Origin of the sequence: Pseudomonas sp. EpS/L25 (assembly GCF_001512295.1) — a bacterium.
In the GTDB taxonomy this organism is placed as follows: Bacteria; Pseudomonadota; Gammaproteobacteria; order Pseudomonadales; family Pseudomonadaceae; genus Chryseomonas.
Genome location: NZ_LNUP01000015.1, coordinates 816,604 through 840,386, shown reverse-complemented (window position 1 = coordinate 840,386; position 23,783 = coordinate 816,604). Strand labels below are relative to the sequence as shown.

The following is a 23,783-nucleotide window of genomic DNA, read 5'->3' as shown; positions in this document are numbered from 1 at the left end:
AATTCCGAGCTTGCTTTTTCGCTGACTGATAGAGAAGTAACAATTTATTAAAAAAATATCAAATTTTTTTATTGCAATAGGCTTTATTGCATCGGCTTATTTGGCTTCCGCCAAAAAAATAGTAAATCTATTGACTCTCTATTTTTCGCTATTAAGCTCTTTCATCAAAATTTCCCGAATAAAGTATTTCTTTTTCCAGTTGATTCACCAGTGTCACGAGCGAGTCAGTCAATTGTCACCTTAAGCTTTTGCGGTGCGCTTTTTGACACTTGATCTAAAATCAAATCACGATAATTAGTAAGATCTTACGATGTGATTCGTACACTGCTAGCTGAGAGTGAGCTAGATTTACTTAGGGTTTGTCTGAAAAGTCGTGTTAGCTAGCGGGCCGCTGTGATAGCAGCGGAGGCCAGCATGACCGAGCTTTACAACCTTTCGAACGAGCTTTGGGCATTGATCGAAGAGATCGTTTCCCCACCCCAGAGGATGGGGCGCCCACGCCGGGATGAGCGGCGAATGCTCAATGGCATCTTCTAGATCCTGGGCTCGGGCGCTAAATGGCGTGACCTGCCCGAGCGCTATGGCCCTTGGACGACGGTCTACCCGCGCTTTCGGCAATGGCGCCACGACGCGGGACCTTCGAGCGCATCCTGGCGCGTCTGCGCCTGAAACTGCGCCAGGATGGCTATCTCGATCTGGACACCTGGATGATCGATTTAGCCACCATCCGTGCCACACGAGCCGCCTCCGGAGGCGGAAAAAAGGGGGCCCGGACGAACCGCTAGATCATGCGCTGGGCCGTGGCCGTGGTGGGCTAGGTACCAAGCTCCATCTGCTCTGTGATGCCCGGGGGGTCCGCTGGCCTTTACGCTGTCGCCAGGGCAGCAGGCCGACTCACCGCATTTCATTCCCCTACTAGAACAGGTGCGTCTGCCAGGCATCAGAGGCAGACCTCGCAATTGTTGACGCCAGCGCAATACGATCGAACGCCTTTTCAGCTCGCTCAAGGAAAAACGCCGGCTCTGCACCCGGTTCGACCAGCTGGCCAGCAGCTTCAAGGCGATGGTCACTCTGGCCTGCATTGATCGCTGTTGGCGCGTCGACTTTTCAGACAAAGCCTAAGATCCACCTGGTTTGCGACGCCAACGGCGTCCCCCTACGCTTTGTATTGTCGCCGGGTCAGGCCAGCGACATCTCGAATGCCCAGGCTCTTCTGGATCAAGTTCGTATCCCTGGCAAGCCAGGCCGTCCCCGCAAGCGCTGCCGCTGGTTGCTGGCAGACAAGGGCTACGATGCTGAGCACTTGCGCCAGTACTGCGACCGTTACCGGATGCGGCCTGTGATTCCGCTGCGAACGATGAAGCGCAAGCCCAAACCGGGATTGCCGAGGCTGTTCGACCGTCCGAAGTACCGACAACGCAACATCATCGAGCGGATGTTCGGCTGGCTGAAGGAGAGTCGCAGGATCGGCACTCGCTACGACAAGCTGGCAAAAAGTTTCGCGGCGATGGTCACGCTCGCTTGCACGCTGCGCTGTCTGCGCCAGTATTTTTCGTACAGAGCCTAGTGTGGTGTTTCAGAAATAAAGCTCATAATTTCTGCTTCATTGCCTGAGCCGCACGGCTGACACTCGCGAGGATATCCTCGGCCTTCCTGTACCAACGAAAAGGCCTGGGATTGGCATTGTGGGTGTCCAAATAATGCCTGATCGACTCTTCCAGATCCTGCACGCTGGTATGGGCTTGGCGTTTGATCCATTTCTCGCTCAGGGTCGAAAAGAAGCGCTCCACCAGGTTCAGCCATGAAGCAGACGTGGGCGTGAAGTGCACCTGATAGCGGGGATGAGTGGCGAGCCAGGCCTTGATCTTGTCGGTCTTGTGCGTGGCGTAGTTATCCATGATCAGGTGAACGGGCAGGTCGGGCGGTACCTGGGCATCGATCTCTTTGAGGAACGCCAGGAATTCGGTACTGCGGTGCCGCTGTTTCAAGCGACCGATCACTTCCCCGGTGGCTACATCCAAGGCGGCGAACAACGACGTCGTGCCATGACGTTGGTCGTCATGGGTATGGGTCGTAGGGTGCCCTGGGGCCAAGGGCAAGCTGGGTTGCGTTCGATTCAAGGCCTGGATCTGGCTTTTTTCATCGACGCAGAGCACCAGCGCCCGGTCAGGCGGATTGAGATACAGCCCGACGATATCGTGAACCTTGTCGACGAAGGCCGGATCGGTGGACAGCTTGAAGGTCTTTGTCAAATGCGGTTTGAGGCCAAAGGCCTGCCAGATACGCATCACGCTGGCCGGTGAGATCCCGGTGGCCTGGCTCATACGTCGGGTGCTCCAGTGACTGGCATCGCGGGGCTTGGTCTGCAAGACCTGGTCGATGACCGCCTGCACCTGTTGATCGGTAATCGTGCGAGGGCGGCCTGGCTTGCGCTCGTCATTCAACCCGTCAAGGCGCCACCGACTGAAGCGGATCCGCCAGCGTGAGACCGTATGGACACCGATGCCAAGGCGCTGGGCAATGGCTGTTCCCGGTTCACCCCGGGCACAGGCAAGGATGATTTCCGCACGCAAACGTGAATCAGCGGAAGCTTTGCGCTGCCGCGTACGACGCAGCAGTTCCACTCGCTCCTCGTCATCGAGCACGATGGGAGCAGCAGGGCGACCTGTTCTCATCTCTGGCTCCAAGTTCGTAAACCATAGCTCTACGAGTTTAGACCATCGATATATGAATTTTATTTCTGAAACACCACACTAGCGGGAAGCCATGGAATCGGCCGAGCGATTGCTCTTCACCCTTTTTCGTGACATCGCGGATGAAGAGGTACTGGCTGCCCTTCGCCGTGGGGATACCGCCCTTGCGACGCAATTTTCCGAGCGCCGAGGTTATTGGCAGGACAGCGAGAAGAAAAGAAGCTGAATCAAACTGCCGTACGAAATGCATTCGCAGGCCTTAGACATCCTACCTGATTTAGACTCTTAACGTATTGGAATAATTTTTCAGAAAAACACTGACATAAATACACTTCAAAATGCAGGAGGCGCAACCAACAGACGTAACGCAAGCACTATAACGACCCCATTGAATAGCCGCTCCATCCACACATCCCCTTTCCTTAACGCGTACTTAGAACCAAAAGATGACCCTATTAAAGTACCGAAGAACAGTGACATCCCAAACCACCAATTGACGACTTGACTTATTCCATATACCGCCAATGAAGCGAGGGATATTACCAACCCACTGACCTTCCGAGTACCGACAGAATCACTTATAGACTTATCAAAAAAAATTATATAGACATAGGTAGCGAGTTTTGCCTGCCCACCAAAAAGCCCACCAACCATACCGATTCCTATAAACAGAAGATATCCTAATAGCCTCTTCATAGCCGAAGGGCTTCCTGCTGCCGCCGACACTTCTTTTTTTAGTTTAAAAATCGAGAGACCCACCATTATCAGAGTAAAAGCTCCAATAATTCTTTGTACCGTTGGAGCACTCAACTGAGTTAGAAGTAGCGCACCACAGATAGCGCCAATCAACCCTAACACCGAGGCAGGGATCGCTAGAAAATAGTCAACTTTCTTTTGCTTATGAAACTGCCTAATCCCTCCGATCATTGTCCCAACTGATGCCACCCTTGCTGATGCAATCGCTGACTGGGGCGAGATTCCTAGCCACATCATTACAGGCACCGTTAGAAAAGCACTTCCCCCGGTATTGGTGCCGATAAAACCTGTTACCATGCCCAGCAAAAACAATAGAATAGTGATACTTATTGGGTCATGCATCAACAACCCTCCCTATCTACATTAGCATCCAAACTAGCATCCAACGAAGAAAAAATTGAGCTCCGCCCTAGCTCTTTGGGACTCATCCAATGATAGCAATCCTCATAACGAGATGATGCAATTACATGTAACTTAGAGGTATGCGTGAAACAATTTTTCCCTACAACAGGACGCTGAGCATCCGGCTGAATCTTGGTGGTTTCAGCAACCAAACGACTAAGTGGCACCAGCTCCGCCAACAAATAGTCAGCTCGACTTTTGATATATGCGAGATTTGCGATAGCGGAGCAAGTGTCCGTAATGCCCGCACGCTCGCCCAGCCCATTCACAGAACAGGATATATGTGTTGCGCCCGCGGACAGCGCTGCTAAGGAATTAGCTAAAGCCAGCCCTCTATCATCATGAAAATGGACTTCGATAGGAACCATAGGAAAGCGGCCCCTTAATTCACTAATAGCTTGCTCACACTTGACAGGATCATATATCCCAACTGAATCAGCGAAACATATCCGATCAGCCCCATGACTCAGAGCGACATCGTAGGCCTGAATTAGATCTTGCATGCTTGTTCGAGAAGAATCTTCAACCGTGTAGCGAACAAAAAGCCCTCTTTCTTTTGCCAAATCCACACTTTTAGCTATCAGTTCCAAGATTGCGTCTTTTCCTTTCCGAATCCTATAGTCTTGCGAAGCCTTATTTACTCCAGCGAAGATCCCAACCCAAGAAGCCCCAGTTTTAGCCACTGCCTCGATGTCAACCGCACAAGCACGAGCATGGGCTAGTACAAAAGCTTTAGGCTGATTTTTAGCAATGGAGGCCACCCTTGAGAATTCTTCTTCGGACGCGTAGGGGTGACCTACCTCAATGAAATCTACCCCGACCCTATCGAGCTGACGCGCAATGGTCAAAGAATCGCTGACGCTAAATTTTACATTTGGCGCTTGATTGCCCTCACGAAGGGTACAATCCACTATACAAACAGAGTGCATATTCATTGTATAGCCCCGTTTCTTTGGCTAACGGAAGCGTACTTTGATGTGTATCTTTGCACTTTGCTTTTGTTTACCAGTACTCCTAAACCGGGCCGATCATTATTTATTTTCACTGTGCCATTTTCAAATCTATAGCTGGCCTCATCCACCACGTCGTCGGCAAATCTCTCGGAGGGAGACCCGTAGCCAGCAGTCATAAGATCGGAAATTCCGGCAGCAAATATATGTAGCGCGGCGGTGCCTATGCCGAAAGGATGCATACTCCCAGTACTGACTCTTAAGCCAGAACACTCTGCGGCATGCTGTAGCTTCCGAGAAGCCAGTATCCCTCCATTTTTAAATGGTTTCAGACAGATCGTATCCGCCGCATCCAATTTGATGATCTCTCTCAGGTCTCGGGTGGTAAAAACACTTTCATCCGCTATCACCGAGACACTAACCTTTGACTTCACCTCACTCAACGCCCGAAGATCGTTCCCAGCAGTGGGTTGTTCAACCGCATAGAGATCGAGCTGCTCTAATTTCCTCAACAAGTTTACGGCTGAAGGAGCATCATACGCACCGTTAGGATCGATCTCCAACTCAAAACCTTCGCCCAAAGCTTTCCTAACAGCGTGGAACACTGCGTAGTCTTCAGTGACATTTCCAACGCCTTTGAGAGTCAATCTCTTATAACCCTCGTCGCGTAGCTGGAGAGCCCGATTCGCTACTTTTTCCGGCTTATCAATAGGCAAACTTCTACTCACGTCATACTCGTTACGGTGAGATCCACCAAGCAGGTTTGAGACGGAGGTACCAAGTATCTTACCCTGCAGATCCAACAGGGCATGATCTATTGCACATTTTGCGAATTGATGTCCGCGGAGTGCGCGATCTAGAACTTCCATTATGACCGCGGGAACGAGAGGACACATACCTATTAGTGCGGGACAAAAATAGTGCTCTAGTACGGCAAAAATTGTTTCTGGAGAGTCACCTTCTGCAGGGTAACGTTGCGAAATTATTCCAGTTTCGCCCCACCCCTCAGTTCCATCCTCAAGCTCTACTCGGAGTAAAACGTGCCTTCCTTTTTTAGTCATGTTCGTTGACGTCTTATATGCTTGCTTATAGGGAATCTCTACAAGATAGATATCAGCCATACGAATACGCATTCTTCCTCTCCATTGCCAGCATCAACGACACGCGAGGTGCCACGCATGATTGGACGACTTATGACTAACGATAGAGAGCGTTAGCTTATGAAAACCTTAAGACGGAAAACTTATTGATTCTCGCCACAACTAAAATCACACTAATAAACACTACAATATCCGATAGCAAAAAATCATTTCCCATGATCAATCTTCGTAGGCCTGCCAAACCTTGAGCAAGTAACAACCACGCAAAAATGCCAGACGTATTACCACCGCTGATGAATCGAGTCTATTTATCAAGGCGCTGCCGGCTCATCCACACTCAAGAAGTTGAAAACCGATAACCGGGAATGTACGCATACAGGCTCACCCATCACATGGACCGAAGCGTCCCATATGGAAGGTTTTGCAACCTCTAGCGACCTGAATATGGTTTCCCGCTGACCCAGCCCACCTGATCGCGTTTTCTGTACCAGCCACTTCATCTGCCTGGTACCGCGCATGCCCATCTTCCCTCCTACCCTCACAGCAGGCCTGAAAGCCCGCCTGCTGGGCTTTGTCCTGGCCAGCTGCTGCCTCCCATTGGCCCACGCCGACGTCCTGGCGATCTCCGACCACGCCCACCCGCTGGTCAACCTGGCCGGCGCCCGCGTCGTGCTGCTGGACACTCCAGAGCGCCTTGAGCAACAGCTCTCCGAAGGCCTCCCCACAGATCCGCGCCAAGCAGCAGCCCTGATGCAACAGCGCCTGCGTTCCGCCGCAGCCCAACAGCTGGGCCGTGACCTCGCCACGGCCCACCAAGACGTCGCCGATGTCTGGAGCCTGGGCGTCACCAAGCTGCCCGCCGTGGTCGTGGATCGCCGCTATGTGGTCTACGGCCAGCCCGACGTGGCGGCGGCGGTGGCCAGAATCGAGCGCTATCAGAGCAGCGGACGATGAGCCGGCCACTACAGCGGCTACGGCGCCTCGCGCTGGCCATCCCCCTCACCACCAGCCTGCAGGCCACGGCGGCGATCACCACGGCGACCATCGTGTCGTCCTCGCTCTCGCCAGACTGCCTGGAATACAAGGTGGTCGGCATCTGCTACTGGCTGTTCTGCACCCCGTACAGCTGCCAGGTGAAGACCTCAGTCAAGGTACGGCACTTCGTGCCCGACGCCGTGGTGTCGAGCTACGCCAACACCGGCGAAAACCCCTGGACGGAGATGGCCTCCTTCAGTCCCGTCAGCAGCGTTGCTGCGGGTGGAGGTGACCCCGGTACCAATCATGCCCCCGAGAACAGCATCGCCAAGTTCAAGAACGCCGACGTCATCGGTCATCCGGGCGGCTACGCCTTCAGCCAGTTTGCCAGCGGATCCGGCTACACCTGCAAGGGCGCCGGCACGGCCTACATGCCCTACCTGCTGAGCAACTACGACTACCTGGCTTGGCGGTACGGCATCCCCGAGATGGTCTATCCCGAGGCCCTGATCCCTGGCAAACGTGAGGTAGGCAGCACCCTGTCCGGCGACCTCTGGGGCAACGTCTATCCGCGCAGCGGCTTCCTGCATCAGCCCGACGACTACAAGGCCGCCGCGGTCATGGCCCAGCGCGCCGGCGACGTGGTCACGCGCTCGGGCCAGATCCACGTCTACCAGTCGCTGCTGGCCCAGGCCGAAGACGGCTACTGGCCCGCTGGTGAGCTGCTCGAGGGCGACGCCACCACCGGCAAGTGGCAGGAGCTCACGCCCACGCTGAGCCAGAGCTGCGCGGCCTTTCCCAACCCAGGTCCACACGTCCAAGACGCCGTGGGCGCCTATGCCTGGGCGCTGTGGCGCCCCTACAGCTGCTGCAAGCGTGAAGGCCAGGTCTTCCTGGGCAGTACCGACTTTCAATGATCAGGGAGCCGTCGATCATGAGCACCATTCGCCTCACCCTGCTGGCCAGCACCTGCTTGGCCGGTCTTCTCCTCGGCAGCGCTGTTCAGGCAGTCGAGCCCTATCGCGTGCAAAAACAGGGCAGCGTCATCGGCGACGACGTGCTCTACAGCATCGGCGGCGGCAACGCCGTGTCGATGGGCAGCGTTGGCAACATGGACAGCCTCCAGATTGGCGGTGGCTGGAACACCAACCTGATCTGCGGAAACATGAGCCTGACCAACACCCTGCAGAACCAGCTCAACGGCGTCACCCAAGGCTTCCAGACCATCATGAGTTCGGTACTGCAGAATGCCACTGCCGCCGTCGGCTCCCTCCCCGGACTTATCCTGCAACGCGCCAACCCGGGCCTGTACAACCTCATCACCAACGGCATTGGCCAGGCGCGCCTGGACTTCGATCGCTCGAAGGGCACCTGCCGCGCGATCGCCGACAAGATGCTCGATGTCGCCGGCGGCCAGGTCGGCTGGAACAAGCTCGCCGAGGGGGAAGCGATGAAGTCGGCCGCCGCCGGCACCACCGACGCCGTCGCTGCCATCAACCAAGTCGAGCAGAAAAGCGGGAACGAGGGCGTGACCTGGGTCGGCGGGAGCAAGGCTGGCGGCAGCAGCCAGCCGCCCATCAAGGTGGTCAGTGACGTCACCAAGGCCGGTTACAACCTGCTGAGCGGCCGCTCGCCCACCGCCACCGGCTCGATCCCGGCCAGCAGCTGCAACGGTGGTCTCGTCTGCAGTACCTGGTCCTCGCCGCAAGAAGCCGCGACGTTCGCCACCCGCGTACTGGGCGAGCAACAGCAGCAGACCTGCGACAACTGCCAGAAGACCGTGACCCAGGCCGGGGCCGGCCTGACGCCGCTGATCCAGGAAACCTACGACACCAAGCTCAAGGCGGTGAATGCGCTGATCGCCGGCACCCAGCCGATGACAGCCGAGAACCTGGCCGCGGCGGGTAGCAACTCCATCCCGATCACCCGGGGCATTATCGAGTCGCTACGCACCGAGCAGGACCAGGACGTGCTGGCCAAGCGGCTCGTGTCTGAAGTCTCCCTAGCCGATGTCATCGAGAAGGCGCTGTCCCTGACGCGCACCCTGGCCGCCGGCCGGCAGGAGCCCAATGTCGCGGCCAACCAGGTCGCCCAGCAGCAGGTCGATCAGAACGCCGCCAACCTGCAGACCGAGATCCAGAACCTCAAGACCGAGCTGGACATGCGCCGAGAGCTGGCCGGCAACTCGCCCACCACCATCCTGCAGCGCGCTGCGCTGCGCAAGGATGCTTCCAAGACCATCTTCCAGGGCGACCCCATGCCGAACCGACTGGATCGCGTCGAAAACCCCGTCAAGAAGGGCGAATGATCATGAGCAATGTTTCTTCGGACCGCCGTCCGCAGGTCAACCGCGAGCGGAAGCAGAACCCGGTATTGCGACTCGCCAAGGGCGGCTTGAAGGGCTTCGCTTGGGTAGCGGTGATCTTGCTTACCACGGTGCTACTGGCGCTGGCCTGTAGCCTGCTGATCCAACAGCTGTTTGGCAACGTTGCAGGTTACCGGCGGTGGGCGGAGGCCCACCGTAGCGGTCTGCAGGTTTGGAGATTGCTCGTGTATGCGGCCCTGGCAGCCGGCTGGTGGCCAGTCCGCCAGCGGTTGCGAAAGCTGCCAGAAGGTGCCGGGCGCCTGGCCCGGTGTGAGTGGTTGGCGATCGCCGTCATTGCGCTCTACGAACTGCAACTCCACCTGTAGCGCCACACAGAGAAAGACACCTATGGCCCTCTACACGAACGACTACCTTGAGTATTACCTCACGCTGGTGGGCTGGCTGATCAATGGCGCCATCTGGGATCTGATCGGGAGCACCGGCCTGTTCGCAGCGCCCTTTGCCGCCATCGTCATCCAGGAATGGTTGCGCGCCCGCGGCGAAGGCCAAGACGAGGGCAACAAGGGGGCGCTGAGCCTGGCGCGGATCGAAAACCGATTCTATGTCGCCATCTTCGTCATCATGCTCGGGCTCATGCCCTTGCCGAACTCGGTGCTGAGTTTCTCCACCCTTGAGTACGATAAGACACGCTCCAAGCAGTGTCAGGTCGACGTGCTGAAGCCATCCGAGACGGGGTGGGGCACCAGCTTCAGCACCCTCAATGGCAAGAGCGCCCGGATTCCCATCTGGTGGGCAGTAGTACATGCCCTCTCGAAGGGCTTTACCGCGGGTGCGGTCACTGGCATTCCATGCGGACTGGATCTGCAACAGCTACGCATGGAGGTGAACGCTACCCGGATTGGCAATCCGCTGCTGGCCCAGGAGGTCGCGGACTTCACAAATGACTGCTACGCCCAGGCCCGAGCCAAGCTGTTCATGACGCAGCCGAACCTGTCCGCATCGCAGTTCGAAGATGTCAGCTGGATTGGCTCGAAATTCTTTCTGAGCACCAGCGGCTACTACAGCGATGGTGCTTCAGGCTTTCGCTCACACACGCCGCGCAAGGCCTGGCCCTACGACAAAACGCGGGATGCGGGACTGGCCGAGACCACCGGAGGCGGCGGCTACCCAACCTGCTCGCAGTGGTGGTCTGACGGCACAATCGGATTGCGTGCGCGGCTGTTAGCGGCGGTGGAGCCCAGCCTGATCACTCAGCTCGCCCAATGGGCGAAACTGATGAACCAGCAAGAGGTAGAGGACCAGGTGATCCGCGACCTGGTATCGCCCCGCAAGCAGGTGCTGACCCAAGGGCAGGTCTATGGCGACTACGGCGGCCAGGTAGGCGGCAGCATTGGCAGCAGCATCTCGCGAGTCACGGCCACTGCAGGTCAGGCGGTAGGCTCCATCGCAATGTACCCGGCCATCGACAGTGTGCGACAGGCAGCGCCGATGGTCCTGGCCTTCCTGAAGATGGCCTTCATCATCTGCATCCCCATCGTGCTGGTGCTGGGGACCTATGATTTGAAGGTTGCCATGACGCTGACCTTTGCCCAGTTCGCGCTGATCTTTGTCGACTTCTGGCTGCAGCTGGCCCGCTGGGTCGACAGCACGATCCTCGACGCCTTGTACGGCAACATCATGGGCGCCTCTCCCCACCTGAACTTCAACATCATGATGGGCATGAACAACGCCCAGGGCGACCTGCTGCTGGACTTCGTAATGGGCACGATGTTCTTGGTGCTGCCGGCGTTTTGGATAACAGCCATGAGTTGGGCGGGGGTGAAGGTAGGAGATTTGGTTATGGGGCTGGCGAAGGGAACCGAACCTGCAAGATCAGCAGGACAGACTGGCGGGGAGGTTGTGACGAAGGCCGTAGGTGCAAAATAGGGCTGAACTAAAGGGAACCGATTTCACGGCTAGTCTTGAAATCGGCTTCCTCACAATCGCCACTCATCTCTGCTACCCGACGAATCTAGAGGGTGCCCAAAGACATCACGACCGTATGGAGCATCCACATCGGTATCACCCGTGCTCAACGAGCCATTGGATGCCAGCCATAGGTAGCTCAGCGCAAGCATCAACGGTACAAAGAGATAGAGGGAATAGACTGCGGCAGCAGCCAATACAGCCCCACGCACAGACCATTTCAACACATTGATGATGCTGACCGGAACACCGACTGCAGCCAAACCGTTCCAAATGCTGCCCTCAGCCCGTACGAGCAAACGGCTCGTATCCAGCTTTCCAAGGTGCGTCCAGTCTTCGGTAGATCCCGGTTTGCGAGTGGTCATGGCTACTGCCTCATTCCATGGAGCGCGATGGCTCTATGGTGGCACTTATACGCCGCAATTGATGACGTCGCAAGTGCCATGGCATAAGATGCCACTTGCCTTCATCTCCCCCTTGGAGTCGCCATGCCCACCCGAAATATCGTCATCCCAGACCCGCTTTCCAACGAGATTGATCGCTTGGTAGCGAGCGGCCGCTACCAAAACGCCAGCGAGGTGGTGCGCAATGGACTCCGCCTGCTGATTCAGCAAGAGGCCATGGTCTCGGCCAAGGTCGAAGCCTTGCGCAACGCCACGGGCCCAGCCCTTGAGCAACTGGAGCAGGGAAGGTTCGATGAGGTGAGCGGCGAGGACCTGGAGCAGTACCTGGAAGGCTTGTCGGTTGAAGACAGCCGCATAGGCCACTGAACCCATGAAGTACCGTATCTCCGCCGAGGCCCGACAGGACCTGGCCGACATCCTGGTGTACTCCGCTCAGCATTTCGGCTCAGCGGCCCGGAAACGCTACCAAAGCCTGCTGGTCAGCAGCTTCAATTTGATCGCAGCCGAGCCCTACGGACCTGTAAGTCTTCCCCGCGATGAGCTACAGGAAGGTCTGCGCAGCCTCTACCTGGCCCATGCCCAAAGGGGTATCCCGTCCGAGCAGCGCGTCGGCCAGCCTCGTCATGTGGTGTTCTACCGGATCGCGGCTGACGACGTCATCGAGATAGTGCGGCTGCTGCACGACCTAATGGAGCCCAAGGAACATCTGGCCAGCCCCCAGTAACCCAAAGGGCCAAATGGGTTGGAGCAAAGGAGGGAATGGAAGGGAGCTCTAAGGGTAAAAGCCCTACCAGAAAGGGCTCCGCCTTCGGCTTCGAACAGCAAAGGGGGCCCAGGCTCCTGACCATAGTAGCCATCCGCCTTCCCAACCTTCCGAGCAGTGATAGCGGTTTACCATTGTTCGCTCACCGCTGCTGATCGACAACGCAGGCCCAAGAACTACCAAGGGCATGCCATGTTCGATCTCTTTTTCAGGAAGAAAGCCCCACCCTCCGCGCCTCTAAGTCTCAGCAAACAGGGCTTCACCCAGCCGTCTGCAGGCCAGGATCTTCTGGCGCTCCCCCGCCGGCAGAAGCTCATCGAGAACATCTGGCAGCGAACGTCGCTGTCCCGCGAGCAGTTCGCCTCACTCTATCGAGATCCTCTCGGGCGCTACGCTGACCTGGTCCAGCAGCTTCCAGCTTCGGAAAACCACCACCATGCCTATCCCGGGGGCCTGCTCGACCACGGGCTGGAGATCGTCGCCTACGCACTGAAGATCCGGCAGAACTACCTCCTTCCAATCGGCGCACCGCCTGAGTCACAAGCAGCCCAGGCCGAAGCGTGGTCAGCAGCGGTAGCCTACGGCGCCCTCCTCCACGACTTGGGCAAGATCGCCGTCGACATCGAGGTCGTCCTCGAGGACGGCAAGCCATGGCACCCCTGGCACGGTCGCATTGAGAAGCCCTACCGCTTCAGATACGTCAAAGGTCGCGACTACCAGCTTCATGGTGCTGCCTCAGCACTCGTCTATTTCCAGGTGCTGCCGCCCCACGTGCTGGACTGGCTCAGTGGCTACCGCGAGCTATGGTCATCGCTGATCTTCGTCTTGGCCGGGCAATACCAGCATGCCAGCGTACTGGGCGAGATGATCGTCCAGGCCGACCAGGCGAGTGTCGCCCAAGAGCTAGGCGCCAACCCGCAACGTGCGATGGAGGCCCCCCAGGAACACGATCCAACGGCAGCTGGCCGATGGGTTGCGGACCCTGGTCATTGAGAAGTTCAAGCTGAACCAGCCAGAAGGGCCCTCGGACGGGTGGCTGACCCAGGATGCGCTATGGCTCGTCAGCAAGCCTGCCTCAGACCAGCTGCGGGCACTGATGCTCTCCCAAGGCGTAGAGGGTATCCCCACGTCGAACGCCCCATTCTTCAACCTGATCCAGGACCAGGCCATTATCCAGGTCAACGCCCAGGACAAGGCTATCTGGAAGGCAACGGTCGACACCGGCCACGGCTGGAAGAACACCTTCACCTTACTCAAGGTCTCCCCTGCACTGATCTGGCCAGATCCTGCAGATCGACCAGCTCCATTTACTGGAACGCTTACACTCGAACAGACAGACGGTGGAGAGCCAGAGCAGCAGCGGGCCGATATCGCGAGCGATATCACTTCGCCACCAATCGCGATAACACATACTGTGACGGATGTCACATCCTTCCAAAAGACCGTCCATTCCGAAACACTGCCGCCGCCCGCATTCCAGACCGGTTTGGACTCCATGGAAGACACCCTCGCATTGGCCGATGAACTCTTTGGCCATACACCCTCAGCTGCCTCACTCACTCTGCACCAACCGACTATCGACATCGCTGTAAATGATCAAGAAGCCCACTCAGTCGAAGATCTTTCTGCGGCCGCAGTCGCAGTACCAGGTGCAGCGGAGCTAGGTCAGGCATTCATAGACTGGGCTCGTCACGGAGTCCTATCCCATAAGCTAGTGATCAACGATGCCAAGGCGATGATCCACACCGTGGCTGGCACCGCGTTCTTGGTGAGTCCCGGGCTCTTCAAACGCTATGCCCTAGAACACCCTCATCTGCAGAAGGAGGCAAAGGAGCGCGACATCGATCCATGGCAACTGGTACAGCGTGCATTTGAGAAACTCAAAATCAATCGCAAGACGGCAGATAACCTCAACATCTGGACTTGCGAAGTTATCGGTCCGCGAAAATCCAAGTCGCTCAAGGGCTATCTGCTGCAGGATCCCACTTCAATCTTCGCTCAGCCGCCATTCGACAATCCCAGCATCAAACTGCAGGGCTCGGAGGCAGAGCAATGAACTTGCCGCTGTTTGAGCTCACGGAAAAATTCATCGCTCTGAGCGATTTCCGCCCCGCCACCGAAAAAATCTACCGGGCAGCGGCACGCGCATTCATACGCCGCTTCGAGGATCTATCGCTCGAACAGGTGGATCGAGAGAAAATTATCGAGTGGCGGAAGCAGTTGCTGGATGACGGCTTGAGCAAGCGGAGCTGGAACACCTACAGCAGCCACCTCAAGACCATCGCCGAGTTCGGCATCGATGAGGGGCTCGTTGACCTGCAGCGTAACCCCTTCAAGAAGACAAGCGTGGTGCCACCGAAGCGAAGGAAGAAAACGGTCGCTCGCAGCGCTATCGAGCGCGCACGTGACCTTCTCCTCCTGCTGGAGCAAGACGAACTCAAGGAGCAGAAGCGGGCCAAGATCACGCCTGCGTGGTTCTGGCTGATCGTGTTCGAGACCTTCCATCTCACTGGGATACGGTTGAACGCCCTACTCTCTATACGCCTGCAGGACATAGACCTTGAGGAGAACCTGATCGTAATTCGCGGAGAACTGGAAAAGACACACCGCGAGTTCGCCGTGCCGATTCCGACAGCCCTCTACCCACACCTGATCCGGCTACTGGATACAGCAGTGTCATGCGGATTTGAGCCTGCCGATCAGCTGTTCAACGTCAACCGCTTCTCAAGCCACTACCGCCGCGAAGTGATGAACGACAATCAGGTCGAGGCCATGTACACGAAGCTGATTCGTATGACGGGTGTGAGGATGACTCCCCATCGATTCAGGCATACCTTGGCCAGCGACCTGATGCGTCAGCCTGACCGGAACATCCATGTCACCAAGCAGTTGCTGAACCACTCGAATTTGGCGACTACGATGGAATACATCGAGCCAGACTATGAAGTGATGCGCGATGCCATGAACGATAGGATCGAGGCGGCCAAACCGAAGCATCGGCAACGTGCTCGTGTGGATTACGGGGCTCCGGCGCCAGCTATCACTAAAGCACCATCGCACCATTCAACGCCTGCTCTGACTGGCACGAGAGCGCCCGCCGCGGAATCGGTCCAGGCTTCTCCACGTGCGCTACCAGCGCCAAACGCCGGCAGAGAGCAACGCTCAGCTATTCGTCAGCCTGAGCGATCTGAACCGTTGACTGGTCCAGACTTGGACGAAGTGGCCCAACAGGTAAGGCAGCTGAGCCAGCTCCTATCGTCCAGTGGGTTGGATCAGCTACTGAGATCTGGGCATTCGATGACGACGGAAACCCGGCTCCAGGCCAGCCCTGCCAGAATTTCCCCCGTAAGCAGATTTGAAGTCCGCTCTAAATCAGGGTGACAGCCCCCATCGCTTCAACTCCCCAAAGTCGCCGTTCATCCGAAATTGAGAACTAGCTCTCAAGGAACACTTACGCGCCTTCGATAGATAACCGCCGTAATAACATGCCTTCCAGGCTCCTAGCCCAGTGCCAGAGCGTCATTGGCATGAGATATCGCAGTTTGACATCACTTCATTGCGAAGCTATGTTTCGCGACAGACGGCTGCTTGTATTAGCTGCGAGAAACGCCAAAACCCTCCGCAAGGAGGGTTCTGGGTGAAGATGGTGGGTCGTGCAGGATTCGAACCTGCGACCAATTGGTTAAAAGCCAACTGCTCTACCAACTGAGCTAACGACCCGAGAAATGGTCGGGGTAGGGGGATTCGAACTCCCGACATCCTGCTCCCAAAGCAGGCGCGCTACCGGGCTGCGCTATACCCCGAAAATGGAAGTGGCTCCGCGACCTGGACTCGAACCAGGGACCCAATGATTAACAGTCATTTGCTCTACCGACTGAGCTATCGCGGAATTTCTCTCTTCCAACCCCTCTTACGTCAGTGCCTTTAAGGCTTTGCCGTAAGTGAGGTGCGCCATTTTACGGAAGTAGAAACAGACGTCAACACCTAGCCTGCTGTTTTTTCACAAAATTATGCGAAACGCCGGGCGACGCTGGGACGCCCGGCCTTCCGTCAGGAGAAGACGATCTCATCGCCCTCCACCCGGCCCTGGATGCGGCTGCCTGGCGCGAAGGCGCCGGACAGGATGCGCTGGGCCAGCGGGTTCTCGATCCAGCGCTGGATAGCACGCTTGAGCGGCCGCGCGCCATAGACCGGGTCGTAGCCAACCGCGACCAGCTTGTCCAGGGCTTCCGGCGTCAGCTCCAGCTGCAGGTCGCGCTCGGCCAGCCGTTGGCGCAGGTGCTGCAGCTGGATCTCGGCGATGCCGGCGATCTGCTCGCGCCCCAGGGGCTCGAACACCACCACTTCGTCGATACGGTTGACGAACTCGGGACGGAAATGGCTCGCCACTGCATCCATCACTGCCGCGCGCTGGGCATCAGGATCGCCGACCAGCTCCTGGATCTGCGCCGAGCCCAGGTTGGAGGTCATGACGATCACCGTGTTGCGGAAGTCCACGGTGCGGCCCTGGCTGTCGGTCAGGCGCCCGTCGTCCAGCACCTGCAGAAGGATGTTGAAGACGTCCGGATGGGCCTTTTCCACCTCGTCCAGCAGGACCACCGAATAGGGTTTGCGCCGTACGGCCTCGGTCAGGTAGCCGCCCTCCTCATAGCCGACATAGCCGGGCGGTGCACCGATCAAACGGGCCACGGAGTGCTTCTCCATGAACTCGGACATGTCGATGCGCACCATGGCGTCCTCGGTATCGAAGAGGAATTCCGCCAGCGACTTGCATAGCTCGGTCTTGCCCACCCCGGTCGGGCCGAGGAAGAGGAAGGAGCCGCTGGGCTTGTTGGGGTCGGACAGCCCTGCCCGCGAACGCCGCACGGCATTGGCCACCGCCGTGACCGCCTCGTCCTGGCCAATCACGCGGTTGTGCAGCGCCTCTTCCATGCGCAGCAGCTTGTCGCGCTCGCCTTCGAGCATCTTGCTCACCGGGATGCCGGTCCACTTGGAGACCACCTCGGCGATCTCGTCCTCGGTGACCTTGTTGCGCAAGAGCTGGTTGGCCGGCTTCTCGTGCTGGTCGACCATCTGCAGGCTGCGCTCCAGATCGGGAATGGTGCCGTACTGGAGTTCAGCCATACGGTTGAGGTCACCCTTGCGGCGGGCGGCCTCCAGCTCGGTACGGGCCTGCTCGATGCGCTGCTGCAACTGGGCGGAATCCTGCACCTCGGCCTTCTCGGCCTTCCAGACCTCCTCCAGGTCGGCGTACTCCTGCTCGAGACGGGCGATGTCCTCGTCGAGCTTTTCCAGCCGCTTGCGCGCCGCCTCGTCCTCTTCCTTCTTCAGCGCCTGGCGCTCCACCTTGAGCTGGATCAGGCGGCGATCCAGGCGATCCAGGGCTTCGGGCTTGGAATCGATTTCCATGCGGATACGGCTGGCGGCCTCGTCGATCAGGTCGATGGCCTTGTCCGGCAGTTGGCGGTCAGTGATGTAGCGATGGGACAGCTTGGCCGCGGCGATGATGGCACCGTCGGTGATGGCCACCTTGTGGTGCACCTCGTAGCGCTCCTTGAGGCCACGCAGGATGGCGATGGTGTCCTCCTCGCTCGGCTCGTCCACCAGCACCTTCTGGAAGCGTCGCTCCAGGGCGGCATCCTTCTCGATGAACTGACGATACTCATCGAGGGTGGTGGCGCCCACACAATGCAGCTCGCCGCGGGCCAAGGCCGGTTTGAGCATGTTGCCGGCGTCCATGGCGCCCTCGGCCTTGCCGGCACCGACCATGGTGTGGAGTTCGTCGATGAACAGGATGATGCGGCCTTCCTGCTTGCCCAGTTCGTTGAGCACCCCTTTCAGGCGTTCTTCGAATTCACCGCGGAACTTGGCACCGGCGATCAGGGCGCCCATGTCCAGGGCCAGCAGGCGCTTGTCCTTGAGGCCGTCGGGCACCTCGCCGTTGACGATGCGCTGGGCCAGCCCCTCGGCGATGGCGGTCTTGCCCACGCCGGGCTCGCCGATCAGCACCGGATTATTCTTGGTCCGCCGCTGCAGGACCTGGATGGTCCGGCGGATCTCGTCGTCCCGACCGATCACCGGGTCAAGCTTGCCGTCTTCGGCGCGCTTGGTGAGGTCGACGGTGAACTTGTCCAGGGCCTTGCGGCTGTCCTCGGCATTGGGGTCGTTGACCGCCTCGCCGCCGCGCAGGTTGTTGATGGCGTTCTCCAGTGCCTTGCGCGAAACGCCCTGCCCCAGCAGCAACTTGCCGAGGCGGGTGTTCTCGTCCATGGCGGCGAGCAGCACCAGCTCGCTGGAGATGAACTGGTCGCCCTTCTGCTGGGCCAGGCGATCGGCCTGGTTGAGCAGGCGTGCCAGGTCCTGGGACAGATTCACGTCGCCGGTGGGGTTCTGGATCTTGGGCAGCTTGTCCAGCTCTTCGGCGAGGGTCTTGCGCAGGCTGGCGAGGTCGAAGCCCACCTGGCGCAGCAGCGGGGAAATGGAACCGCCCTGCTGGTCGAGCAGCGCGGAGAACAGGTGCAGCGGCTCGATGGCCGGATGGTCATGGCCGACGGCCAGGGACTGGGCATCCGCCAGGGCGAGCTGCAGTTTGCTGGTGAAACGGTCTATACGCATGGGCAAGGTCCTTATCTGAAACGCGGGATGGCGCGGCAGAAGGCGCTTTCGATTACCCGCGGGAATGACCTTTAGATAGGGGCGATGCGTAACGATTCAAGCCGGAGAGGCTTGACATTCGAAAAAATACTTAGGCGTTGATCCAGATCAGGCTGGCGAAGCGACCCGTGCGAGAGGCGCGACGATAGGAGAAGAAGCGCTGGTGATCAACGAAGGTATCGAAGCCGCCGCCGTATACGGCGGTGACGCCCTGGACAGCGAGCCGCAAGCGAGCCAAGGCATAGAGATCGCCCAGGTACTTGTCCCCGCCCCGCGCCACGAAGCAGTGTGCCGACTCGGCGTGCTGGGCGATGAAAGCCTCGCGTACCTCGGCGCCCACTTCGAAGCTGGCCGGGCCGATGGCCGGGCCCAGCCAGGCCAGCACCTCTTCCGGAGCTACGGCGAGGCTGGCCGCGGCCGCTTCCAGTACGCCACCGGCCAGACCGCGCCAGCCGGCATGAGCGGCGGCAACACGGGAGCCGTCACGGCGGCAGAACAACACCGGCAGGCAGTCGGCGGTCATCATGGTCACGGCGATGCCGGGGGTCTCGCTCCAGGCCGCATCGGCGCGTAGCACCCGATCAGGATCGGCCTCGACGACGTCGGTCCCGTGCACCTGTTCGAGCCAGGCGGGGCGGCAACCCAGGGCCTCGCCCAGGCGGCGACGGTTCTCGGCGACCGCGGCCGGCTCGTCATCGACGTGGGTGCCCAGGTTGAAGCTGGCGAACGGTCCCTGGCTGACACCACCCGCGCGGGTAGTGACGCAGGCCTGGACACCGACCGGCGCCGGCCAGTCCGGCCGCAGCCAGTCGGCGCCGATCATTCGAAGGATTCCCGGTCCTGCCGCAGCAGGTCCAGCAGCCAGACCAGGTCTTCCGGCAGCGGCGATTCCCAGCGCAGGCGCGCGCCGGTCACCGGATGATCCAGTTCAAGGAAGCGCGCGTGCAGCGCCTGGCGCGGGAATTCGCGCAGGGTCTTGATCAGCGTCGGGTTGGTCGCCGGCGGGATCTTGAAGCGGCCGCCATAGACCGGATCGCCCACCAGCGGGAAGCCGACATGGGTCATGTGCACGCGGATCTGGTGGGTCCGCCCGGTCTCCAGCTTGACCCGGGTATGGGTGTAGGCGCGGAAGCGCTCCAGCACCCGATAGTGACTGACCGCGGGCTTGCCGCCGGCAATCACCGCCATCTGCTGGCGCCGCTGGGAATGCCGGCCGATGGGTGCGTCGACCGTACCTCCGGCGACGATCACCCCGGCGACGACGGCTTCATAGATGCGACTCACCGAGCGCGCCTGCAGCTGGGCGACCAAATGGGTATGGGCTTCCAGGGTCTTGGCCACCACCATGAGGCCGGTGGTGTCCTTGTCCAGGCGATGGACGATGCCGGCCCGCGGCACGCTCTCCAAGCCAGGCACGTGGTGCAGCAGGGCATTGAGCAGGGTGCCGTCGGCATGGCCGGCAGCCGGATGGACCACCAGCCCGGCCGGTTTGTCGAGCACCAGCAGGTGGTCGTCCTCGTAGACGATGTCCAGCTCGATGTCCTGGGCCACCCACTCGCCCTGGGCCTCGCGCTCGGCGCGCAGCGCCAGCTGGGCGCCGCCATGGACGGTATCGCGCGGGCGCAGCACGGCGCCGTCGACGGTCAGGCTGCCGTCCTTGATCCAGGCGGCGAGACGCGAGCGGGAGTGTTCGGCGAACAGCTGGGCAGCGACCTGGTCGAGGCGCTGGCCACCGAGTTCGGAGGGGACTTCGGCATTGAGAACGATGGATTCGGACATGGATCTGCGCGGGCAATGGCAGGGCTTTTGGAATCGGCCCGGCCCTGTGGTTAAATACGGCGACTTTTTTGCCCCGGCATTCCGGGTCGATCATCATAACAGGACGGTTCCGGCCCCGTCACAGGCTAGGTGAGAGCTCTCCGCCCTCATCCCTGCACCGCCGACCGTTTCGGGGAATCCAAGCCGCCATGCAATTGAAGCACCTGCTGCTGGTCACCAGCCTAGTCCTCACCGCCGCCTGCTCCTCGAAAGCGCCCGAGGTTCCGGAGAATCTGCCCGAGGGCGAGCTCTATACCCAGGCCCAGCGCGATATCTCCAACAGCAGCTACACCGACGCCATCAGCAAGCTGAAGGCCCTGGAGTCGCGGTATCCCTTCGGCCGCTACGCCGAACAGGCGCAGCTCGAGCTGATCTACGCCAACTACAAGAATGCTGAGCCCGAGGCGGCGCGCACGGCAGCGGATCGCTTCATCCGTCTGCATCCGCAGCACCCCAATGTCGACTACGCCTACTACATGAAGGGCGTGTCCTCCTTCGAACAGGACCGCGGCCTGTTGGCGCGCTTCCTGCCACTGGACATGACCAAGCGTGACCCGGGCGCCGCGCGTGACTCCTTCAACGACTTCGCCCAGTTCACCAGCCGCTTCCCCAACAGCCGCTACGCCCCCGACGCCAAGGCGCGCATGGTCTACCTGCGCAACCTGCTGGCGGCCTACGACATCCACGTCGGCCACTACTACCTGACCCGCAAGGCCTATGTCGCCGCCGCCAACCGGGGTCGCTACGTGGTCGAGAACTTCCAGGGCACCCCGTCCGTGGGCGATGGCCTGGCGCTGATGACCGAGGCCTACCAGCACATGGGGCTGAACGATCTGGCCGCCTCCAGCCTGGAAACCCTGAAGCTGAACTATCCGGACAACGTCAGCCTGAAGAATGGCGAGTTCCAGCTGCGCGAACCGGATGACAAGGACGAACAGCGCTCCTGGCTGACTCGCGCGACCCTGGGCCTGATCGATCGCCCGAACGATCCACTGCCGCCCGGCGAGACCCGCGCCAGCCAGGACATCCAGCGCAAGTACCAGGAAGAGCGTGACAACCTGGCGCCCGAGCTGCGCATCGTCGACCCGGCGGAAGCCGAGAAGGCCGGCGGCGCGACGCCCGCGCCCGCCAAGCGCTCCTGGTTCAGCCGCCTGACCTTCGGTCTGTTCGACTGATCCCGCGTGCGATGTGAAAAAGGGGAAGCCAATCGGCTTCCCCTTTTCGTTGCGTCTTCGATACCCGGCGCGACCAGGGCTCAGTCGCCGATGCGCCAGCCCGAGGTGATCGGATAGCGCCGATCACGCCCGAAACCACGCTGGGTCACCCGCGCGCCGACCGCGGCCTGGCGCCGCTTGTACTCGTTGAGATCCACCAGACGCAGCACCTTGCGCACCGTTTCCTCGTCGAAGCCGGCGGCAACGATGTCCACCGCCGAAAGATCCTGCTCGACGTACAGGCGCAGGATCTCGTCGAGCACCGGATAGGGCGGCAGGGAATCCTCGTCCTTCTGGTCCGGCGACAGCTCCGCCGACGGCGGCCGGTCGATCACCCGTTGGGGTATCACCACGCTCTCGCGATTGCGGTACTCGCACAGGCGGAACACCAGGGTCTTGGGCACGTCCTTGAGCACGTCGAAGCCCCCGGCCATGTCGCCATAGAGGGTCGCGTAGCCCACCGCCATCTCGCTCTTGTTGCCGGTGGTCAGCACCAGATAGCCCTTCTTGTTGGAAATGGCCATCAACAGGGTGCCACGGCAGCGCGCCTGCAGATTCTCCTCGGTGGTGTCGCGCCCGAGTCCGGCGAATTCGCTGGCCAGGGTCTGCTGGAAGGCCTCGACCATGGGCGCGATGGGCAGCACGCTGTAGCGCACGCCCAGCGCCCGAGCCTCGGCCTCGGCGTCTTCCAGGCTGATCTGGGCGGTGTAGTGGTAGGGCATCATCACCGCCTCCACCTGTTCCGCGCCCAGGGCATCCGCGGCCACTGCCAGCACCAGCGCCGAGTCGATCCCGCCGGACAGTCCCAGCACCACGCCCTTGAAGCCGTTCTTGCGCACGTAGTCGCGGACGCCGAGCACCAGGGCGTCGTAGACGCTGGCTTCCAGCGATGCCACGGCGGCGAGCTCGGCGGGCTGCGGCTGCAGATTCGTCGCGAAGGCGACCGGATAGAGCCCCTCGACGAAGGCCGGTGCGCGCTGGGTGACCTGGCCGGCCGCATCCACCACGAAGGAATGGCCGTCGAACACCAGTTCATCCTGTCCACCCACCTGGTTGACGTAGACCACCGGCATGCCACCTTCCCGGGCCCGCTCGGCCACCACCGCTTCACGCTCGGGCTGCTTGCCGCCGTGGAAGGGCGAGGCGTTCAGGTTGAGCATCAGCCGCGCCCCGGCAGCGCGCGCCTTGGCCATCGGCTCGGCAAACCAGATGTCCTCGCAGATGGTGACGCCGATGGGCACGCCCTGGTAGTCGAACACCGCCGCGCTATCGCCTGGCTCGAAATAGCGTTTCTCGTCGAACACCCGGTAATTCGGCAACTGCTGCTTGCGATAGATGGCCAGCTCGGCACCGTCGCGATAGACCGCGCAGGCGTTGTAGCGCCGCCCGTCCTCCTGCCAGGGAAAGCCCACCAGTACATGGATGCCGGCGACTTCCGCGCGAATCCGCTGCAGGCCCTGCTCGATGCGCCTCTGCATGCTGGAACGCAGCAGCAGATCCTCGGGGGGATAGCCACACAACGACAGCTCGGGAAAGACGATCAGATCGCCCCCCAGTTGGTCGCGGGCCTCGCAGGCCGCCGCGATGATGCGATCGACGTTGCCATGGATGTCGCCCACCTTGAGGTTCAATTGCGCCATCACGACGTTCAACAGCTGACTCATGCATACTTCCTTGCCCGGTTGATCGCGGCATTTTCCCGCATGCGGCCAAGCCGGACAATCGAAGCCGCACGGCGCGCTCCCGCCGCCGGGCCGCCCTGC

At 59.7% G+C, this 23,783-nt stretch carries 19 protein-coding genes, 3 tRNA genes and 3 pseudogenes; 13 read left to right on the top strand and 12 right to left on the bottom strand.

Annotated elements, in window-relative coordinates; all coding sequences use genetic code 11:
* Window positions 1-537 precede the first annotated feature (537 nt).
* The 3 genes and pseudogenes from AR540_RS26670 to AR540_RS20365 all read left to right on the top strand — a co-directional run.
* Entirely contained in the window at window positions 538-669 is a 132-nt protein-coding gene (locus AR540_RS26670; RefSeq protein ID WP_153014290.1) for a transposase, read from the top strand.
* A pseudogene (locus AR540_RS26665) lies at window positions 630-823 on the top strand (IS5/IS1182 family transposase); the annotation flags it as partial. The gene AR540_RS26670 and the pseudogene AR540_RS26665, both read left to right, overlap by 40 nt.
* A gap of 138 nt (window positions 824-961) precedes the next feature.
* Window positions 962-1,567, top strand: a pseudogene (locus AR540_RS20365) (IS5 family transposase); the annotation flags it as partial.
* Window positions 1,568-1,589: 22 nt separating this feature from the next.
* Here AR540_RS20365 and AR540_RS20360 read toward each other — a convergent pair.
* The 4 genes from AR540_RS20360 to AR540_RS24980 all read right to left on the bottom strand — a co-directional run bounded on the left by AR540_RS20360 (window position 1,590) and on the right by AR540_RS24980 (window position 5,934).
* Complete coding sequence (locus AR540_RS20360) at window positions 1,590-2,675, bottom strand: IS630 family transposase (RefSeq protein WP_059231480.1); 1,086 nt, start codon at window positions 2,673-2,675, stop codon at window positions 1,590-1,592.
* 351 nt (window positions 2,676-3,026) lie between these two features.
* Complete coding sequence (locus AR540_RS24990) at window positions 3,027-3,791, bottom strand: sulfite exporter TauE/SafE family protein (RefSeq protein ID WP_236712097.1); 765 nt, start codon at window positions 3,789-3,791, stop codon at window positions 3,027-3,029.
* Complete coding sequence (locus AR540_RS24985) at window positions 3,791-4,786, bottom strand: LeuA family protein (protein WP_082707059.1); 996 nt, start codon at window positions 4,784-4,786, stop codon at window positions 3,791-3,793. Before AR540_RS24985 ends, AR540_RS24990 begins: the two co-directional genes overlap by 1 nt.
* Window positions 4,783-5,934 (bottom strand): mandelate racemase/muconate lactonizing enzyme family protein, encoded by a 1,152-nt coding sequence (locus tag AR540_RS24980; protein WP_082707058.1) that lies wholly within the window; start codon window positions 5,932-5,934, stop codon window positions 4,783-4,785. Before AR540_RS24980 ends, AR540_RS24985 begins: the two co-directional genes overlap by 4 nt.
* 483 nt (window positions 5,935-6,417) lie before the next feature.
* Between AR540_RS24980 and AR540_RS20355 the strand changes: the two genes are divergently transcribed.
* Genes AR540_RS20355 through AR540_RS20335 form a run of 5 tightly spaced genes read left to right on the top strand, consistent with a single transcriptional unit; the run spans window position 6,418 to window position 11,128 of the window.
* Window positions 6,418-6,855, top strand: coding sequence for a TIGR03757 family integrating conjugative element protein (locus tag AR540_RS20355; protein WP_059231478.1), 438 nt, complete (start codon window positions 6,418-6,420; stop codon window positions 6,853-6,855).
* Complete coding sequence (locus tag AR540_RS20350) at window positions 6,852-7,793, top strand: TIGR03756 family integrating conjugative element protein (RefSeq protein WP_059231476.1); 942 nt, start codon at window positions 6,852-6,854, stop codon at window positions 7,791-7,793. The genes AR540_RS20355 and AR540_RS20350 overlap by 4 nt, the downstream gene beginning before the upstream one ends.
* A gap of 17 nt (window positions 7,794-7,810) precedes the next feature.
* Complete coding sequence (locus tag AR540_RS20345) at window positions 7,811-9,184, top strand: integrating conjugative element protein (RefSeq protein ID WP_082707057.1); 1,374 nt, start codon at window positions 7,811-7,813, stop codon at window positions 9,182-9,184.
* On the top strand, window positions 9,181-9,567 hold the full coding sequence (locus AR540_RS20340; RefSeq protein WP_059231471.1) for a hypothetical protein: 387 nt from the start codon (window positions 9,181-9,183) through the stop codon (window positions 9,565-9,567). The genes AR540_RS20345 and AR540_RS20340 overlap by 4 nt, the downstream gene beginning before the upstream one ends.
* Before the next feature lie 22 nt (window positions 9,568-9,589).
* The gene (locus AR540_RS20335) at window positions 9,590-11,128 is read left to right on the top strand and encodes a conjugal transfer protein TraG N-terminal domain-containing protein (RefSeq protein WP_059231469.1); all 1,539 of its coding nucleotides are present in this window, start codon (window positions 9,590-9,592) and stop codon (window positions 11,126-11,128) included.
* 50 nt (window positions 11,129-11,178) lie between these two features.
* Here AR540_RS20335 and AR540_RS25515 read toward each other — a convergent pair whose 3' ends face one another.
* On the bottom strand, window positions 11,179-11,532 hold the full coding sequence (locus AR540_RS25515) for a DUF3742 family protein (protein ID WP_153014279.1): 354 nt from the start codon (window positions 11,530-11,532) through the stop codon (window positions 11,179-11,181).
* A gap of 123 nt (window positions 11,533-11,655) precedes the next feature.
* Between AR540_RS25515 and AR540_RS20330 the strand changes: the two genes are divergently transcribed.
* From AR540_RS20330 to AR540_RS20315, 4 genes and pseudogenes are all read left to right on the top strand, one after another.
* Complete coding sequence (locus AR540_RS20330; protein WP_059231467.1) at window positions 11,656-11,937, top strand: type II toxin-antitoxin system ParD family antitoxin; 282 nt, start codon at window positions 11,656-11,658, stop codon at window positions 11,935-11,937.
* A gap of 4 nt (window positions 11,938-11,941) precedes the next feature.
* The gene (locus AR540_RS20325; protein WP_059231465.1) at window positions 11,942-12,295 is read left to right on the top strand and encodes a type II toxin-antitoxin system RelE/ParE family toxin; all 354 of its coding nucleotides are present in this window, start codon (window positions 11,942-11,944) and stop codon (window positions 12,293-12,295) included.
* A 231-nt stretch (window positions 12,296-12,526) separates the two neighbouring features.
* Window positions 12,527-14,390: pseudogene (gene mobH / locus AR540_RS20320) on the top strand (MobH family relaxase).
* The gene (locus tag AR540_RS20315) at window positions 14,387-15,715 is read left to right on the top strand and encodes a tyrosine-type recombinase/integrase (protein ID WP_059231464.1); all 1,329 of its coding nucleotides are present in this window, start codon (window positions 14,387-14,389) and stop codon (window positions 15,713-15,715) included. Before mobH ends, AR540_RS20315 begins: the two are co-directional and overlap by 4 nt.
* Window positions 15,716-15,978: 263 nt before the next feature.
* Here the strand turns inward: AR540_RS20315 and AR540_RS20310 are convergent.
* From AR540_RS20310 to rluD, 6 genes are all read right to left on the bottom strand, one after another.
* A tRNA-Lys gene (locus AR540_RS20310) sits at window positions 15,979-16,054 on the bottom strand.
* A 6-nt stretch (window positions 16,055-16,060) separates the two neighbouring features.
* Window positions 16,061-16,137: transfer RNA gene (locus tag AR540_RS20305), tRNA-Pro, on the bottom strand.
* 10 nt (window positions 16,138-16,147) lie between these two features.
* Window positions 16,148-16,223: transfer RNA gene (locus AR540_RS20300), tRNA-Asn, on the bottom strand.
* Window positions 16,224-16,384: 161 nt separating this feature from the next.
* Window positions 16,385-18,949 carry an ATP-dependent chaperone ClpB gene (gene clpB / locus AR540_RS20295; RefSeq protein ID WP_059231461.1) on the bottom strand — a complete coding sequence of 855 codons (2,565 nt, stop codon included), beginning with the start codon at window positions 18,947-18,949 and terminating at the stop codon, window positions 16,385-16,387.
* 130 nt (window positions 18,950-19,079) lie between these two features.
* Window positions 19,080-19,811: a peptidoglycan editing factor PgeF gene (pgeF, locus tag AR540_RS20290; RefSeq protein WP_082707056.1), complete on the bottom strand. Its 732-nt coding sequence runs from the start codon at window positions 19,809-19,811 to the stop codon at window positions 19,080-19,082.
* On the bottom strand, window positions 19,808-20,767 hold the full coding sequence (gene rluD / locus AR540_RS20285) for a 23S rRNA pseudouridine(1911/1915/1917) synthase RluD (RefSeq protein WP_059231459.1): 960 nt from the start codon (window positions 20,765-20,767) through the stop codon (window positions 19,808-19,810). The genes pgeF and rluD overlap by 4 nt, the downstream gene beginning before the upstream one ends.
* 188 nt (window positions 20,768-20,955) lie before the next feature.
* Here rluD and AR540_RS20280 point away from each other — a divergent pair, with 188 nt between their 5' ends.
* On the top strand, window positions 20,956-21,981 hold the full coding sequence (locus AR540_RS20280) for an outer membrane protein assembly factor BamD (RefSeq protein WP_059231457.1): 1,026 nt from the start codon (window positions 20,956-20,958) through the stop codon (window positions 21,979-21,981).
* A gap of 80 nt (window positions 21,982-22,061) precedes the next feature.
* Here AR540_RS20280 and AR540_RS20275 read toward each other — a convergent pair whose 3' ends face one another.
* Window positions 22,062-23,684: an NAD+ synthase gene (locus AR540_RS20275; protein ID WP_059231456.1), complete on the bottom strand. Its 1,623-nt coding sequence runs from the start codon at window positions 23,682-23,684 to the stop codon at window positions 22,062-22,064.
* Between the last annotated feature and the right edge of the window lie 99 nt (window positions 23,685-23,783).